Source organism: Syntrophus aciditrophicus SB (assembly GCF_000013405.1).
Classification (GTDB): Bacteria; Desulfobacterota; Syntrophia; order Syntrophales; family Syntrophaceae; genus Syntrophus; species Syntrophus aciditrophicus.
Window position 1 is genome coordinate 3,105,289 of the sequence record NC_007759.1, and the last position, 16,507, is coordinate 3,121,795.

Here is a 16,507-nt window from a genome sequence, read left to right on the forward strand (position 1 = left end):
CGTCAAAAGAGGCCTGACTGGATCATGTCCCTGTCCATCCCGATATCCCGTCCCTGGGTGGTGAGGTAGTTGCCCACGATCATGCCGCTGGCGCCCGCCAGGAAAATCCAGGACTGAAAATCCCGTAACGTGATTTCCCGCCCGCCGCATATCAGAAGAGGCTTTGCCGGGTGAATAAAACGGTACAGAGCGATGACTTGCAGGGCCTCCATGGGCGGCAGAAGCGACCGGTCGGCCATCCGGGTCCCCGGGAGAGGATTGAGAAAGTTGATAGGGATGCTGTCCACGTCCAGTTCCCTCAGCGTAAAGGCCATTTCCACCCGCTGCTCCCACGATTCTCCCAAGCCGAAAATGCCCCCGCTGCAGAGGCGTAGCCCTGCTTTCCGGGCAATGAGGAGCGTCTCGATATCTTCTTCATAGTCGTGGGTGGTGCAGATCTGAGGGAAGAAACTTCGCGCTGTTTCCAGGTTGTGATGATAAACGCTGACCCCGCCGGCCTTGAGGCGCTCCGCGGAAGAGGCGGTCAACTGCCCCAGGGAGGCGCATACGGTAAGTCGGGTGGACTTCGTAATGGCCGATGCCGCCTGGCCGACCGTTTCGATTTCCGCCGCGTTCAACCGGCTGCCGCTGGTGACCATGGAAAAACGGGTCGCGCCGGCTGAATCCAGCCGGCGAGCTTCCTCGATCATGGCCTCGGCGGACAGAAGGGGCCTTTTTACGACGTCTGTCCGGTGGTGGCCTGACTGAGAACAGAAGGCGCAGTTTTCTGCGCAGGCGCCGGATTTGGCGTTGAGGATGGAGCAGAGCACAACGTCATCCTTCTGATAATGCTGCCGGATTTTGCAGGCGGCGAGGAATAAATCGGGGATGGACCGGGCCGGCAGTTCGGTCAGGGAGCAGGCTTCCTGAAAGGAAAGGGCTTGCGGCCCTTCGTCGAGAATTTTCTGTGCCAGCATATTTACAGTGGAATCCAGTATCATCAAAATTTTCTCCTGTCGTGTAATGGAAGACATCGCCTATCAGAGGACAGGCTCCTTTGTCAACCGGCAAATGATAACGGGTTGACAAAAAGAAACCTCGGTGGTATTCAAGGCCGCGATGAACACAAAGGAACAGTTGCTGCGATACCTCAAGAAAGAACAGGGACGGTTTGTATCCGGAGAAAAGGTCAGTTCCAGGCTGGCAATTTCCCGCTCCGCGATATGGAAACAGATCAGCAGGCTGAAGGAAGAGGGGTACGACATCGAATCTTCCCCCCGAAGGGGGTATGCCCTGCGGAGCATCCCTGATTGTCTCCTGGCCGGCGAGATCCGGGAAGGCCTGAACACCCGCCTGATCGGACGGGGTCCGATCTTTCATTTCCAGCAAACGGACAACACCAACAATCAGGGCAAGGCGCTGGCTTATGAAGGCGCTCCGGAGGGCGCCCTGGTCATAGCCGAAGAGCAGTCCCAGGGACGGGGCCGTCGGGGAAGGACCTGGTTTTCCCCTCACAGTCAGGGGATTTACGCAACCGTGATCCTGCGCCCTCTCATCCCCCTCAGCGAAACCCCGAAGCTCACCCTCCTTGCTGCCGTGGCGGCAACCGAGGCCCTGGAGACGCAAACCGGTCTGCCCATCCGGATCAAGTGGCCCAACGATATCCTGGCAAATGGTCGCAAACTGGCCGGAATCCTTACTGAAATCGGAACGGAAATGGATGCCGTGGATTTTGCGGTCATCGGAATGGGTCTGAACGTAAATGTCCCCCAGGCATCCTTCCCCTCCGATCTTCGATACCCGGCAACTTCCATACTGATCGAAACAGGGCGGCCTTTTCCGCGAATCCGCCTTCTCCAGAGCTGGCTGGAGGCTCTGGAAAAATATTACAGTCTTTTGCTCCAGGGCGATTTTGATAACATCCTTTCGCGCTGGAAGTTCCTGACGGATATTGTGGGAAGCCGGATCGCCGTCGAGATGCCGGGACGCCGGTATATCGGCGAAGTGCAGGACGTGGATGGAAACGGGGTTCTGATCCTGAAGGAATCCGACGGGGCCCTTCAGCGGATTTTTTCCGGAGATGTGACCCTCCTCACGGTCTGACGGCGGGATGTAAGAGGAACAAAATAATGAATAAATCAGGACGCACCGCATCCCCTCTGCTCGGGATGATCTATGCCTCTCTTTTCGGAGCCATGACGGCCGTCGGTGCCTTTATCATGATTCCCCTGCCGCTGGTGCCGATCACCCTGCAGAATTTCTTCCTGGCCCTGGCCGCGGCCCTGCTCGGAGGACCCTTGGGCGCTTTGAGTCAGATCGTTTATGTGGCGCTGGGATTGATCGGTCTGCCCGTCTTTGCCGGTGGGAAGGCCGGATTGGGGGTTCTGCTGGGACCGACTGGCGGATACCTCTTGGGCTTTATTGCCGGCGCCTGGATCATCGGCATCCTGGCCGGCATGAAAGAACGACCGGGAATAGTCTGGCTGTCGTTCACCATGATTCTGGGACATCTCGTCATCTATGGCATAGGAACCGCTCAGCTCGCCTTTGTGGCGAAACTTTCCCCGGCCCAGGCTCTGGCCGTCGGTGTTTTTCCTTTTATTCCGGGTGATATCGTCAAGATTCTTGCCGCCTCCCTGATTGTCCTGAAGGTCCGCAATTACATACAGCGATAACCGGCAGGGGATAGCAGTTCAGATTAAAGATGATTTCAAGACGGGCAGAGGCGGCCCAGGCACGCAAACGAAGTACGTTGATGAGCCGATGAAGGATCCGGCGGCACGGTATTGTAAGGACGACCCAGAAATGGAGGGTTTTCCCTGCCTTGAGGTAAGATATGATTGAAGTCCGAGATCTGCGGTTTCACTATCAGGAAAAGGAACGGGCCGTCCTCGACGGCGTCAGCATGACGCTTAAGGATGGGGAATACGTGGCCCTCATCGGAGCGAACGGGTGTGGCAAAACGACCCTGGTTCATCATCTCAATGCCCTCATGAGGCCGACGTCGGGCGTAGTCAGCGTGGACGGGCTGGACACACTGGACGACCGGCAGGTCTGGGAAATCCGTCGTCGTGTTGGAATGGTCTTTCAGAATCCGGAGAACCAGATCGTGGGAATGACCATCGAGGAGGACATTGCCTTCGGTCCGGGCAATCTGGGACTGCCTCCGGCGGAAATCCGCCGCCGTGTCGCTTCTTCACTGGAGCTCGTCGGTCTGGAGTCCTATGGGCGCCGTGTTCCTTCGGCCCTTTCCGGCGGTGAAAAAAGGCTGGTCGCCATTGCCGGCATCCTGGCCATGGAGCCCCGGTACATCATTTTCGACGAGCCGACCTCCTATCTGGATCCCGCCTCCCGGCAGCGTGTACTCGCCCTGATTGCCGGTCTCCACAAGCGCGGACTGGGCATCATCCATATAACCCACAACATGGATGACATCCTGGACGTGGACCGGGTTCTTGTCATGCGGGAGGGGAAAATCGTCCGCGACGATCGACCGGAGATCGTGCTCAGCCAGGGCGACTGGCTGCGGCAGCAGGGACTGGGCATGCCCGCGGCTACGGCCCTGTTGTGGCGGCTCAAGGAAATGGGGGTATCGGTCCGGACTGATATCCTGGATTTTGAGGACGTCTGCCGGGAGATTGCCGCCTGGAAGAGTCACCCTGTTGAATCCGTCGCGTAACAACCGGAAAGGCCATGTACATTCTGGGACAATATATTCCGCAATCTTCCGTCATTTCCCGGCTGGATCCGCGGGTCAAGATCCTCTCGCTCGTCGTCCTGAGTTTTGCCATTCTGCGGGCGGACGGCTGGACAGTCCTGCTGGTCAGCCTTTTCTGGAGCCTTGTCCTCTACGGCGCCCACCTCATGCCGACCCGGCTTTTCCAGGCGCTGAAACCCCTGCTGTTCTTTTTTGTTCTGCTTTTCTCGCTGCATCTTTTCTTTTCCCAGGGCGCCCCCCTCTTTCCCGGACACCCCTGGCTGGAAGGAATCACCTGGGAAGGACTTTACCGCGGCGCTCTGGTCACCTGGCAGTTTGCAGCCCTGGTGGTCGGCTCTTCTCTTCTGACCATGACCACTTCCCCCTCGGAACTGATCTGCGGCGTGGAACGCCTGCTGCGCCCCTTGAACCGTATCGGGATTCCTTCCCATGATCTGGCCATGATGATCTCCCTTGCCCTGCGGTTTGTTCCCACCGTGCTGGATGAATTCAACCGCGTTAAAAAAGCGCAGATGGCCCGCGGCATGGATTTCGGCAGAGGGGGACCTGTTCGGCGCATTAGCGGCATCGCCGGCCTGGCAATACCTGTCGTCCTGGGGGCCTTGAGGCGGGCAGAGGAACTGGCCTGGGCCATGGAAGGACGAGGATACCAGCGGGGGCATCGCACCTATCTTCATGAACTGCGCCTCACCCGTCCGGATTATATCGCGGTTCTCCTGATTCTCCTCTTCTTAACGGAACTTCATCTTCTATAACCGGACCGATGCCTGGAAACATTCCTGCTGTAAAGACCAGTGATGTCCGGTTTCCGCAGGCACGATGGTGTTCACCACTGTCAGAAGAAGTGCCGGTCGTCCCGGAATAATCCATAAAACCATTGATTTTCTTAACAGATTTGATGTAAATTTCCCCTGCTGAACTCATCGGCTTTCAACCATCAGGGTAAATCCGCTTTCGGGGCTCATTTTTATGGAAATATCAAAGACGCGCCATCTCGCGTTTGTATTGCTGCTGGGGCTGGTCGGTTTCGGCTTTCTTTATCTGATGAAACCTTTTTTCTATCCCCTCTTCTGGGCCATCATCATTTCCAGCATCGTCCACCCCCTTTATGCCCGGCTGATCTTGCGCTGGCCAAGCCCAAATCTTCTTTCGGCCGTACTGCTGGTCCTGGTTCTGCTGATTCTCATTTTGCCGACAATTTTCATCGGCAGCCTTCTCGTATCTCAATCGATGAGCATGTACAATACGCTGAGTTCCGATTCCAGCCACATTGCCCGCAATCTCCAGGAGCTGCTCGGTTGGATCTCCAGCCACCCTTACATTCAGAAACTCGATATCGATCAAAATTTCTGGATGGAAAAGCTGTCCGAAATGCTCCGCAGTATTGCCAACTACATCTTTACCCGCCTTTCGAGCCTGACTCAGAACACACTGGCTGCCGTTGCTCAGTTTGCCATAATGCTTTACGCCCTCTTCTTCTTTATCCGGGACGGAGAGAAACTGCTGCAAAGCGCCATGCGCCTTCTCCCTCTGGGCAACCAGCGGGAGCGGCTTCTTTTCGATCGCTTCATCAACACAGCCAAATCCACACTTAAGGTCACATTGATCATTGGCGGATTGCAGGGCACCCTGGGAGCACTGGCCTTCTGGATCGCGGGGATTGAAGGCTCCGTGCTGTGGGGCGTCATCATGATCGTCACGGCCATCATACCGGGCATAGGCTGTTCCATCGTCTGGGCGCCGGCCGGCATCATTCTGCTGATTAGCGGGCATCTCTGGGAGGGTATAATGATCCTTCTGTTCGGCGGCCTTGTAATCAGTCTGGTGGACAATCTGCTGCGCCCCATTCTGCTGGAAAGGGACGTGCAGATGCATCCTCTTCTCATTTTCCTGTCCACCCTCGGCGGGATTGTTCTTTTCGGCTTTTCCGGTTTCGTCCTGGGACCGATCATCGCTTCGCTTATGCAGTCCATCTGCCAGATGTATGAACAGCTTTACCGGGAGTATGATGTTTCGGAGTAAGCGGCAGAGAGCGGATTCATCCCCGGCGTCAGGTCCGGGTTCCGGCGGCTATCCGGGAAATGAGAAAGATTCAACATGGAGCGGGAAAATAACAACACTGCCTGGCAGATCAGGCCAATGTCGGATCAGAAATGAAATCACGGCGGCCTGGCCGAAGGAAACATGGCTCAGGAAAAACGCAGGGCAAAAAGTCGACGACGATGCCGGAGAAGTAGTCGAAGAATGGACCGTTGGCCTTACTGGAGCAACGTTTTCAGGATGAAATAGAGCACGGCGGAGATGAACGCCGAGACCGGAATGGTGAAGATCCAGGCCCAGATGATCGTTCCGGCAATGCCCCAGCGGACGGCGGTAACCCGGATGGTGGAGCCGACGCCGACGATCGCCCCCGTAATGGTGTGGGTGGTGCTCACAGGAATGCCTGCCAGGGAAGCGCCGATGATGGAGATGGCCGCCGCCGTCTCCGCACAGAAGCCGCCGATGGGACGAAGCCTGGTGATCCTCGTTCCCATGGTTTTTACGATTCGCCACCCGCCGGAAGCCGTTCCCATAGCGATGACCGTATAGCAGAGAATAACGACCCAGAAAGGGATATGGAAGGTATCTCCCAGCAATCCTTTGCTGTAAAGGGCCATGGCTATGATGCCCATGGTTTTTTGAGCATCGTTCATGCCATGCCCCAGGCTGTAAGTGGCTGCGGAAAAAAGCTGCATTTTTCGGAAGATGTGGTCCATTTTGGCAGGCTGAGCCCGGCGGAAGAGATGAAGACACCGAGCATCAGTGTGAGCCCGAGAACCATGCCGATGGCAGGCGAGACAACAATAAAGAGGGTGGCCTTGGTAATGCCCCCCCAAACCAGAATCGATGTACCCCCCTTGACGATGCCGGCGCCGATGAGTCCACCGATCAGTGCGTGGGAGGAACTGCTGGGCAGCCCGAAGTACCAGGTGATGAGGTTCCAGATGATGGCTGCACCCAGAGCGGCGAAGATCAGCAGATTATCAATAATATCCGGATGGATGATACCGGTGCCGATGGTCTTGGCTACGGGAACGCCGATAAAGAAGACGGCGGCAAAGTTGAAAAAGGCCGCCCAGACCACTGCGTACTTGGGAGGCAGCACATGGGTGGAAACCACGGTGGCTATGGAGTTTGCAGAATCGTGAAAGCCGTTGATGAAGTCAAATACCAGGGCCACGATGACCAGGAAAATGACAAAGGCAAGCGAATCAGGCATTTTTCAGAACAATTCCTTCTGCGATATTGGACACATCCTCGCAGACATCGATGGATTCTTCGATCCGCTCAAAAATTTCCTTCCATTTGATCAGTTCCACCACATCCTTCTCATGTTCAAACAACCGGGTGACAGCCGTTCTCAGCACCACGTCGCCTTCATTCTCAGCAGTGTTGATCTCCACGCAGGCGTCGATAATCGTTCGGGCATTTTTCATATTCCTCAAGGCATGGACGACGTCTTTCACCTTGGATATCGCCTTGTTAAGAATACGGACCTGTTCTTTCAGCTCCGGAGCCGGTTCCTTGATCCGGTACAGGGACATTCGAATCGCGCAGGCCTCGATCATATCCAGGATGCTGTCCATTTTATTGACGAGGGCGTAGATATCTTCCCGATCCAGCGGAGTGAGAAAGGTTCTGTGCATCTTTTCGTAGGTCCGGTGCGTGATGACATCCGCCTCATGTTCGATTTCCTTGAGCCGGACAATTTTAGGTTCGGCCTGTGCATAATTTTCCAGGATCTCCGCAAACAGAAGTCCGCCCTCTTCGATCTTGACCGCCAGTTCATCAAACAGATCGAAGAATTTTTCCTCCCTGGGAATAAGTCTCATCTGTGCTTCCTCCTCGCTTGAGTCCTCAACACAATATTGAATGCAACTCCAAAACTTGCCGCAAGTGGTCTATAAGATAATGGCCCAAAAAGCAACTTTTTTATCAAAGGGGACCTGTCAGCTTAATAATTTGATATTATGGATTATTTTTGCGATCCAGCGGGATTACGGGCGATGAAGTCGGGGAAAAGAAAGACAAACCGGTTCAAGATTCCATCATTGTCAATCCGGGGTGAAGCGTGCTATATCTTCATGTCTTTCAGATGCTGGCAACTTTGAATGGAATGGCCGGTTTTTACGCGGGTCGCTTCTGCATGCGCGTCGACTTTCTCTGCCGCCCTGCTGTCACTGTCAAACTCGAAAAGAGTGTGTCAGCGCCCGGATGGACAGACCGGACAAGAAAAGAGGAACACATGCCTGAACTCCCCGAAGTAGAAACCCTTTGCCGTCAACTGCGGCAGAAAGTACCTCATGCAAAGATCAAGGGAACTTTCATCCTTGACAGCAAACTGGGGAAGCTGGACAATCTGAAAGGCCGCGGCATCGCTTCCGTGACTCGTCTTGGGAAACGGATCGTCCTTGGGCTGGATGACGGCAGATCGCTGGAAATTCACCTGAGAATGACAGGTCGGCTTCTCTGGCAGGAAAAACCGGATATCGGAGAAAAGCCGCCGCACAGCCGCTTCATCCTCGATCTGACCCCCGGTCGGATCATTATCGTCGATCCCCGGCGTTTTGCCACGTTGTCTCTTGTCGCGGATGCGGCAAAGGGGAACGCGGCTGTCGACGCCCTGAAGCCCGGATGCCCAGAGGCACTGAAAGAAAAGGGATGCAACCGAAGTCGGTCCATTAAATCTTTTCTCATGGACCAGAGCATCATCGGCGGAATTGGTAATATTTATGCCTGCGAAATCCTCTATCGAGCAGGATTGAATCCTCTCCGCAGGACGGCCGACCTGACTTCAGAGGACTGGCGGCGCGTCGGAAGCGCCATGGTTGAGGTCCTTTCAAAGGCCGTTGTTTGCCGGGGAACGTCCATTTCCGACTGGCGCGATCTTTTTGGCTGCAAAGGCGAGTATCAGAAGGAACTTCGCGTATATGGGCGCGAGGGGAAAAAGTGCCCGCACTGCGGAGGAATCATTCAGCGAGTCCGCCTTTTGGGTCGGGGAACGTGGTTCTGTCCGAACTGCCAGGCTTGACTGCCCATCCCCTGGCCTACTTTGTACGAAAATTGAGAAATTTGACCTCGAGCGTCATGTGGGAATGCTTTATTGAATCAGAATGAGGACACATTATGGGTAGCAGCAGGTTATTGGTTCTTGTATTTCTTTTCCTATTGGGACTTGGACTCCCGTCTTGCCCGGCGGTGGCAGCCGGTGGAAACCCGGATCAAAGAGGCTGTTATTCAGAATTTTCTGGAATGTGTCTTCCCGGTCGCTCTGAACCGCGAGGTTGATCTTCTGGGCCTGGCCAGAATACCGGTAACCGTGCGCTTGAGCCGTCCCCGCTCTCTGCTGACGGAACGGGGAACAGAGGAGAAAATCCCCTGTCTGCAGGTGACCATGGACTATGAATTAACGAACGGCGGCGAAGGCATCAATTCGGCGAAAGGAGAGATAACTGGAGATCTGCATCTGAGCATATCGCCGGATACGGAATATCTTGTCCTGACCCCCTCGGAAACCTTTCTTCCGATCGCGCCGGGACTCAAAATCGGTCTCCACCATATCGTCAAACCAGCCAGGATTCCCCTGTTTAAAAACAGGCCCATCACAGTCAATGGTCAGCAATTGGAGGCACAGTTTTTCGAAATGGGCATGAAGGTAGCGGATGGCGACCTGCTTGTTGCCGGCAACGTCCGTTTTGTCAAAAAATAAGGGAAGGGGACGGGGGATCATTTCAATCGGGCTGTCGCCGCCCGCAGGACGGCCAGACCGTTCCGAATCTCGAAGACTCCTCTGTAGGTTCGGATATCGGTGGAACTGTATTTGACAACGCAGGTCGGCGTCGAACGGATGTTGAACTGTTTGATGATCCGGTTCAATTCTGCATGCACCGGTTTTAAATCATAGACTTTAAAGGTGATATTCCGGCTTTTAAAAAGGCGGACAATCTTTTTTTCATCGGCAGCGGCATCACGTCCGGCAAGAGCAAATAATTCCTGTCGGGCGAGGAGAATATCTCTTCCGGAATCAGCGGCGCGAGCGGCATAAAGGAAATAGCGGTTGTACAGAGCCGTCTGCCGGGACAGGGGAAGATCGATAAACATGATTTTAACGGAATTCCGGACCATCAGTTCCCGCAGGGTGATGTCCAGTTCCCGTTCAAGTGCCTGGCAGGGGCCACAGAAATAATCCGTAAAAACATAGAGCTCGTAAGGACCTGACCCGATGGAAGGCATACGGGGCTTTTCCGCGCCATAAGCCGGCGTCGCCCCTCCTGAAAAAGAAAAGCTGACGATAACGGATCCGAGAACGGCGATAAGTATCGTTAGAATAGTCCGGCAGGCTGAAGGAGGAAAAACAGCCTGCCTCAACGGAAAAGGAAATCGATTGCGTCTGTATGAATCGTGAAAATCGGATCGATCGGCACTAAGGGTGAATGCCGAACTGATGGTCGGAACACGCCCAAGAATATGCAGGATTCCCATTATGGTTCGCACGACGGATACTCTCCTTGCCGGACGGGGCCGGGACGATTATTTAATCTTTCAGTATGTTTATAGCCTGATTTCTTATTTTTTTAAATAGAAAAATAAACCAGATTTTAATGGTTTGAGAAGGTTTGTTCGAGCTGGATATTTTCATTCGAAATTCTCCATGGCAGGTAAGGTAATAAGGCGGATGCAAAAAGATGTCAACCGAAGCTCCTGAATACGAGGTAGTGCTGTTCCATTCCGTCAGTTACGCCTTGAAAGCGGAAAAAATCCTGAAAACAAAGGGGATATCCTATAAATTGATCCCTGTGCCCCGCCATATCAGCTCCGACTGCGGCTTCTGCGTTCGCTTTCCTTCCCATCTCCACCAGGAGGTCGCCGAGGCCCTGAAGGACAGCGTGGACTATGTGGTCATTCGTCCCCTCTGAAGGCTGAGGGTGACGAATAAGTTTCAGAAAAAGAATAAAAAAAAAGTAAAAAAATTGTTTGCATTGGAGTTTTCATCATGGTATGAGAGCTCATGTTTGTGCAGTACCCGTTTGTGACATAAAAATACAGAATAGAGAACCGCACAATCCTCATAAAGAGGGCGTGCGGTTTTTTTGTTCTGAAAAAGACGGGCTGCCGGTTCGCTTGATTCGTGGATCATCCGGACCTATTAAAGAAATGGGTTTCCAGAAAGGAAACCTCCAAAAGGAGTCGTACAAGATGTCAGAAGGAACAGTCAAATGGTTCAACGCGTCCAAGGGATTTGGTTTTATCGCACAGGACAATGGAAATGATGTATTCGTTCATTTTTCCGCCATTAAGATGGAGGGGTACAAAGCCCTCGAAGAGGGTGCCAGAGTCCGGTTTGATGTTGTCAAGGGGAACAAAGGACCCGCCGCGGACAACGTTGAACTGCTGTAATACCCGATTGAATTCAAAAGGATAACAAGACGGCAAGGAGGCATACACCTTGCCGTCTTTTCTTCTGTCGCACAGAGCAGCAGTTTTCTGCCCTGTCGTCTGAAGTTGGAAAAAACTTATTAAAAAACTGAGGAGCGATCCGGCAACCCGGCTGTAGTCCCCAGAGAAAAGAAGATATGAAAACATTTGCCGAATTTGAGATTAACACGGATATTATGAAAGGACTTGACGGACTCGGCTTTTCCGTTATGACTCCCGTACAGGAGAAGATTATTCCTATTGTTCTGAACCGTCAGACCGACCTTGTTGGTCTCGCACAAACCGGAACGGGGAAAACGGCGGCATTTGGCATCCCCCTGATCCAATTGACTGATACCCGGCTGAAGCGGACTCAGGCTCTGGTTCTCTGCCCGACTCGGGAGCTTTGCGTTCAGGTGGCCGGCGATCTCAACCTGATGGGTCGATATGTACAGAAATTAAAGATTGTGCCGGTTTACGGCGGGGCGAGCATCGTCAGCCAGACAGAGGAACTGCGGAAAGGGGCTCAGGTTGTCGTGGCGACCCCGGGGCGTCTGCATGATCTGATCCGTCGGGGAGCGGTCGATCTCTCCGGCGTCTCCTGGGTCGTTCTCGATGAAGCAGACGAAATGCTGCAGATGGGTTTCCAGGACGAACTGAACGCCATTCTAGCCGTAACCCCGGATTCCAAAAACACCCTGCTTTTTTCAGCAACCATGCCGCGGGAAGTAGCGGCAATCGCTGCCAACTACATGAAGGATCCGCTGGAAATCATCGTTGGGCGACGCAATGCCGGAGCGGAAAACGTTGATCACATCTATTATGTCGTTTCAGCCAGGCACCGCTATCAGGCTTTGAGGCGAATTGCGGATATGAACCCGGAACTCTATGCCATCATTTTCTGCCGGACCCGTCTGGAAACCAGAGAGATCGTCGATAAGTTGATCGAGGATGGCTACAGCGCCGACGCCCTTCACGGAGATCTCTCCCAGAGCCAGAGAGACCACGTGATGCATAAATTCCGGAGCAGGAACATCCGGATGCTCGTGGCCACCGATGTCGCGGCCCGGGGCCTGGATGTCAATGATCTGACCCACGTGATCAATTACAGCCTCCCGGAGGAATCTTCCGGCTACACGCACCGGAGCGGCCGTACGGGGCGTGCGGGAAAGAAGGGAATTTCCATAGCCTTAATCGAAACTCGAGAAAAGCATAAGATTCGAGCAATCGAACGATGCCTTAAAAAGAATTTTGAAGAAGGCCGTATTCCTTCAGGCCATGAGATCTGTAAACGGCGCCTGCTCAGCCACATGGAAGCCGTTAAAAAGACGGAGATCGATGCGGAACATATTGATCCGTTTCTGCCCGCTATCTCGAAAACACTGGAAAGCCTGGATCGGGAAGAGCTGATCAAACGGTTCGTATCGATGGAATTCAATCGGTTCCTGGCGTCTTACCGGAATGCCCCGGACCTGAACACCTTTGAAAAAACCCCTCCGAAAAAAAAGACGCGGGAAGCTGCTGCCGGAAAGCCTTATCGGCTGGCTTCCCGGAAGAAATTTACCCCTTTGTTCATTAATGCCGGGAAAAAGGATGGAATCAGTCCGAAACGTCTGATGCGCGATCTTTCGGACGCCGCAGGCATGCCGGACGTCCGGATCGGCAGAATTGAAGTCAACAACACCACCTCGCTTCTGGAAGCGGACAGCCGCTTTGCGCCGAAAATATTGCAGGCATTGAAGTCCCTGACGATCAACGGGCGATATGTTGCCGTCGAGATCGACCGGAAAACCGCCATCCGAAACCGGCCCGAAAATCGGCGTTATGATTCGAGCACGGCGAAGGATAGAAGAAAAGGTCAGAGCAGACCAGCCTAACGAACGGTCGGTGACTCGGGGTAGAAACCCAGTATTCTGAAAAACGGCGTCTTCTCCCTGATTTTCTCCAGCGCCTGCTGTACGACAGGATCATCCTCTCTTCCCAGAAAATCCAGAAGAAAAGCGTAGGCGCCGGGATTTCTGCGGATCGGCCGGGATTCGATTCTCGTTAGATTGATTTCATTTTCAGCAAAGACATGCAGGACTTCGAAGAGCGCTCCGGCCCGGTGCTCTGTGGAAAAAACCAGGGAACATTTATTCCCTGCTACAGGGCTGGAATTCCGGGAAATCAGCAGAAACCGGGTAAAATTATCCGTATTGTCTCCGATGTCTTCTTTAACAATATCGAGGCCATACAGCTCAGCGGCGATCGGACTGGCAATGACCGCGGTGGAACTCGGCCTTTCCTGAGCCAGCCACCGGGCCGCACCGGCCGTATCATAAAAGGGGCGAGGCTCCAGTTTGTTCCGGGACAGAAAACTGCGACATTGCGCCAAGGCCTGAGGATGGGAATAAACGACCTTGATATCCCGGTAGTCTCCCCCGGGAAGGACCAGCAGGCACTGACGCACGGGAATCCTGATTTCTCCGATAATTTTCAGATCCGTATCCACAAGAATGTCGTTGACTTCCGTCACCGCGCCCTCAAGGGAATTCTCCACGGGGACCATTCCCATGTCCAGTTCCCGATCCCGCACGCCTTCAAAAACATGGGCAAACTCCACACAGGGAATCGGGATCATATCATCGGCGTAGCTGCGGATCGCCAGCTCCCCCCAGGCGCCATGCTCACCTTGAAAGCCCACGAGCTTCAGATTCCTTTCCTGCAGGGCCTTGCTTTCCGTCAGAATCGATTCGTACAGCGTCGTGATGAATTCCGGGCGGATCAGTCCCCTGGCCTGGGCAAGCAGTTGCCTTAACACCTGCTCTTCGCGGGCCTTGTCCAAAATGACCTCTTTCAGCTTGCCGGCTCGCAGGACGTATTCCATGCGCTGATTGATGAGCTTTACCAGCTGCATATCCGTTTGATCGATCTTTTCCCGAATTTCACCTAAGTTCATTTTTCATCTCCTTCATATAGCGTTCCAGAAGTCGAACTTCTTTCGCAATTTCTTCAAACTGGCTGTGGGTCAGAGCCTGATCCTTGTCACTCAACGCTTCGGCCGGATTTCGATGCACTTCCAAGGTAATGCCGTCGGCGCCGGCAGCAACGGAGGCCAGAGTCATGGGTTTGATCAGGCTGACTTTTCCGGTGCCGTGGGTGGGGTCCGTGATTACCGGCAGATGGCTGATTTCCTTGACTGCTGGAACGGCGCTCAAATCCAGAGTATTTCGGGTATAGGTTTCGAAGGAGCGGATGCCTCTTTCACAGAGCACGACCTGGGGATTTCCCTCATTCATGATGTATTCAGCGCAGTTGAGCCATTCCTCCAGTGTTGAGTACATGCCCCGCTTCAGCAGCACCGGTCTCTGGCATTTACCGACTTCCTTCAGCAGGGAAAAGTTCTGCATGTTTCTGGCGCCAATCTGCAGCATATGGGCAAATTCGGCAATCCAGGAGACATCCCGTGTATCCAGCACTTCCGTAATGACCGGCAGTCCGGCTTCTTCCCCCGCTCTGGCGAGATATTTCAGCCCCTGCAGCCCCAACCCCTGAAACGCGTAGGGTGAAGTCCTGGGTTTGAAGGCGCCGCCGCGGAGGATGTCGGCGCCGGCTTCCTTAACCGCCCAAGCCGTCTCGAGGATCTGATCCTCACTCTCCACACTGCACGGACCGGCGATGATTACCAGCCCCTCGCCGAAAATGGCATTTCCCACCTGAATTTTGGTTCGTTCCTTTCCGATTCCGGCTACTAATTTCAAATTATCCATTTTTTTCCCCTTCATTCAGGATCATCAGGCCTGAATGAAAATAATTTATGAAATGACTCAGGAAAATACTCAGAATTTTCTCTTCTCCCTGATCTTTTGATAAGTGTCAAGATATTCCTGCGTTTTTTCAATGGAAAGGGCTTTTTCAATCAGTCTTTCCGATTCTTCGTCTTTCCCCTGCTCATAGAGGAGCAAGGCGAGATTGTTCAGAATACGGGCATTGTTTTCATCCCGGGAGAGGGCTTTCCGGAAACAATCTTCGGCTTCCCGGTAATTCCCCTTTTTATAGGAGACGTTCCCCAGATTGAAATACGGAACGGCCCAGTCCTTCTTTTTTTTGATCGCCCTGCGATATTCCCGCTCGGCGGATTCGAGCTTTCCCTTCTGTTCGTAAATGACTCCCAGATCGTTGTGCTCTTCAGCGGAGAGCGGATCATCGATGATGGCGATGCGGGGCAGCGTGCAGGAAACAATAAAAAGGATAATGGGCAGAATCAGGAGCCGCCGGAAGGATAGATCAGAAGAAATGTTTTTCCTGCCTTTTTCCATATTTTTTCAAATTGCGGATAGGAGTGCGAAGCTGAGGGTTTGTAACCGGTGTGCGCGATAAATCCGCTATCCGTATAACCGATGAGAACCAGATAATGAAACCGTGGCAGCCAGAGAACCCCTGCATCGACGAGGACGATGACCGGCCTGCCCTGCTCGAGAAAGCCCTTCAGTTCATCAGGGGTTCCCGTATTGAGAAGGGTGGCAAAGCCCTTCTCCCGGGCAAAATTCTCCAAGTCGGTAATCAATGCCCCCTGCAGCTTCTCCGAATAAATGGAACGCCCGATGGTCTGCTGGTTGATGAGTTTACCATGGAAAGTCATGACTGCAGCCAGCGAAGCGGGACCGCAGTATCGGGATTCCTGTCGGACGAAAGGCACTCCCTGGATTTCAAGAGCATAACCGGAAACGGACGTGCACAGGGCAAGAACGCCGATGAAAATTTTCAGACAGCGGTTCACCTGATAATGATCTCTTTATTCAAGAGCTTGAGGATCACAATAACCAGCAGAATGATGACGAGGACGCCGATGACCACGCCGATGCCGTCTCCTCCCTTTAGAACCTGATCCGAGGCCTGAGCAAGCATATGGACCTGACGGTCGGTCATCTGCTGTAATTTCGCCCGGACTTCCTCGGAAGAAAGGCCGTACGCCTGCAGTTTTTCCTGGACAATTCTGTTTTCAAGGCAGCGCTGAATCTTGTCAATCTCCGCCTGCTGGAAAACGATTGCCGCCGTCTCCTGTGAAGACGCCTGCGAAGGCATCATGGCTGCCGTTGCCGGAAAGGCGACAAGCCAGGACAGGAGCAAAGCGGTCAGGGTGGCCAGTACGGGGTGCCGGAATCTGTTAATCATGATTTTCACCTCGGTTTTTAAATTTCAAATCGTGACGATAAACCAGATGTCTTTTCGGCATCTGACAAGCGAGGGAAGATATCATGTTTGCTGACTGTCCACAACGGAAAAATACAATATAATACTGCTGAAATCGAAGGAGGGAAAAGAATCGATACGCGCTTTTTAAACGACAACCCGGAATCTCTATTTCCCAGAATG

The 16,507-nt window shown here is 53.5% G+C and carries 18 protein-coding genes and 1 pseudogene; 10 read left to right on the forward strand and 9 right to left on the reverse strand.

Annotated features, from left to right (window positions below; translation table 11 throughout):
- Positions 1–2: 2 nt before the first annotated feature.
- Positions 3–980, reverse strand: coding sequence for a biotin synthase BioB (bioB, locus tag SYN_RS14505; protein ID WP_011418985.1), 978 nt, complete (start codon positions 978–980; stop codon positions 3–5).
- Positions 981–1,098: 118 nt separating this feature from the next.
- On the opposite strand from bioB, the gene SYN_RS14510 reads away from it, so the two are divergent.
- The 5 genes from SYN_RS14510 to SYN_RS14530 all read left to right on the forward strand — a co-directional run bounded on the left by SYN_RS14510 (position 1,099) and on the right by SYN_RS14530 (position 5,719).
- Positions 1,099–2,082 carry a biotin--[acetyl-CoA-carboxylase] ligase gene (locus SYN_RS14510; protein ID WP_041585815.1) on the forward strand — a complete coding sequence of 328 codons (984 nt, stop codon included), beginning with the start codon at positions 1,099–1,101 and terminating at the stop codon, positions 2,080–2,082.
- Positions 2,083–2,108: 26 nt separating this feature from the next.
- A complete protein-coding gene (locus SYN_RS14515; RefSeq protein ID WP_011418987.1) occupies positions 2,109–2,654 on the forward strand; it encodes a biotin transporter BioY in 546 nt (181 codons plus the stop codon).
- A gap of 161 nt (positions 2,655–2,815) precedes the next feature.
- On the forward strand, positions 2,816–3,658 hold the full coding sequence (locus tag SYN_RS14520; protein ID WP_011418988.1) for an energy-coupling factor transporter ATPase: 843 nt from the start codon (positions 2,816–2,818) through the stop codon (positions 3,656–3,658).
- A 14-nt stretch (positions 3,659–3,672) separates the two neighbouring features.
- On the forward strand, positions 3,673–4,452 hold the full coding sequence (locus SYN_RS14525) for an energy-coupling factor transporter transmembrane component T family protein (protein WP_011418989.1): 780 nt from the start codon (positions 3,673–3,675) through the stop codon (positions 4,450–4,452).
- Between the two features lie 214 nt (positions 4,453–4,666).
- Positions 4,667–5,719 carry an AI-2E family transporter gene (locus tag SYN_RS14530; protein WP_011418990.1) on the forward strand — a complete coding sequence of 351 codons (1,053 nt, stop codon included), beginning with the start codon at positions 4,667–4,669 and terminating at the stop codon, positions 5,717–5,719.
- A 236-nt stretch (positions 5,720–5,955) separates the two neighbouring features.
- On the opposite strand, the pseudogene SYN_RS17145 reads toward SYN_RS14530, so the two are convergent.
- Positions 5,956–6,956 (reverse strand): annotated as a pseudogene (locus tag SYN_RS17145) (inorganic phosphate transporter).
- Positions 6,949–7,569 carry a DUF47 domain-containing protein gene (locus SYN_RS14545; protein WP_011418993.1) on the reverse strand — a complete coding sequence of 207 codons (621 nt, stop codon included), beginning with the start codon at positions 7,567–7,569 and terminating at the stop codon, positions 6,949–6,951. Before SYN_RS14545 ends, SYN_RS17145 begins: the two are co-directional and overlap by 8 nt.
- Positions 7,570–7,808: 239 nt before the next feature.
- Between SYN_RS14545 and mutM the strand changes: the two genes are divergently transcribed.
- The gene (mutM, locus tag SYN_RS15575; RefSeq protein ID WP_148202603.1) at positions 7,809–8,768 is read left to right on the forward strand and encodes a DNA-formamidopyrimidine glycosylase; all 960 of its coding nucleotides are present in this window, start codon (positions 7,809–7,811) and stop codon (positions 8,766–8,768) included.
- A 72-nt stretch (positions 8,769–8,840) separates the two neighbouring features.
- Entirely contained in the window at positions 8,841–9,446 is a 606-nt protein-coding gene (locus tag SYN_RS14555; RefSeq protein WP_011418995.1) for a hypothetical protein, read from the forward strand.
- Positions 9,447–9,463: 17 nt separating this feature from the next.
- On the opposite strand, the gene SYN_RS14560 is transcribed toward SYN_RS14555, so the two are convergent.
- Positions 9,464–10,231: a DsbA family protein gene (locus SYN_RS14560; RefSeq protein WP_011418996.1), complete on the reverse strand. Its 768-nt coding sequence runs from the start codon at positions 10,229–10,231 to the stop codon at positions 9,464–9,466.
- 191 nt (positions 10,232–10,422) lie between these two features.
- Here SYN_RS14560 and SYN_RS14565 point away from each other — a divergent pair, with 191 nt between their 5' ends.
- The 3 genes from SYN_RS14565 (at position 10,423) to SYN_RS14580 (ending at position 13,029) form a co-directional block, all read left to right on the forward strand.
- Complete coding sequence (locus tag SYN_RS14565) at positions 10,423–10,653, forward strand: DUF3343 domain-containing protein (RefSeq protein WP_011418997.1); 231 nt, start codon at positions 10,423–10,425, stop codon at positions 10,651–10,653.
- 280 nt (positions 10,654–10,933) lie between these two features.
- Positions 10,934–11,134 (forward strand): cold-shock protein, encoded by a 201-nt coding sequence (locus SYN_RS14575; protein WP_041585175.1) that lies wholly within the window; start codon positions 10,934–10,936, stop codon positions 11,132–11,134.
- A gap of 176 nt (positions 11,135–11,310) precedes the next feature.
- Positions 11,311–13,029, forward strand: a complete 1,719-nt coding sequence (locus tag SYN_RS14580; protein ID WP_011419001.1) for a DEAD/DEAH box helicase — start codon at positions 11,311–11,313, stop codon at positions 13,027–13,029.
- Here the strand turns inward: SYN_RS14580 and pheA are convergent.
- The 5 genes from pheA to SYN_RS14605 form a co-directional block, all read right to left on the reverse strand.
- Entirely contained in the window at positions 13,026–14,090 is a 1,065-nt protein-coding gene (gene pheA, locus SYN_RS14585) for a prephenate dehydratase (protein WP_011419002.1), read from the reverse strand. The two genes, SYN_RS14580 and pheA, sit on opposite strands and share 4 nt — an antisense overlap.
- Positions 14,077–14,901, reverse strand: a complete 825-nt coding sequence (aroF, locus tag SYN_RS14590; protein WP_049750014.1) for a 3-deoxy-7-phosphoheptulonate synthase — start codon at positions 14,899–14,901, stop codon at positions 14,077–14,079. The genes pheA and aroF overlap by 14 nt, the downstream gene beginning before the upstream one ends.
- Positions 14,902–14,970: 69 nt before the next feature.
- Positions 14,971–15,450, reverse strand: a complete 480-nt coding sequence (locus SYN_RS14595) for a tetratricopeptide repeat protein (RefSeq protein ID WP_011419004.1) — start codon at positions 15,448–15,450, stop codon at positions 14,971–14,973.
- A complete protein-coding gene (locus tag SYN_RS14600; RefSeq protein ID WP_011419005.1) occupies positions 15,396–15,911 on the reverse strand; it encodes a C39 family peptidase in 516 nt (171 codons plus the stop codon). Before SYN_RS14600 ends, SYN_RS14595 begins: the two co-directional genes overlap by 55 nt.
- A complete protein-coding gene (locus SYN_RS14605) occupies positions 15,908–16,306 on the reverse strand; it encodes a PA2779 family protein (protein ID WP_041585176.1) in 399 nt (132 codons plus the stop codon). The genes SYN_RS14600 and SYN_RS14605 overlap by 4 nt, the downstream gene beginning before the upstream one ends.
- Between the last annotated feature and the right edge of the window lie 201 nt (positions 16,307–16,507).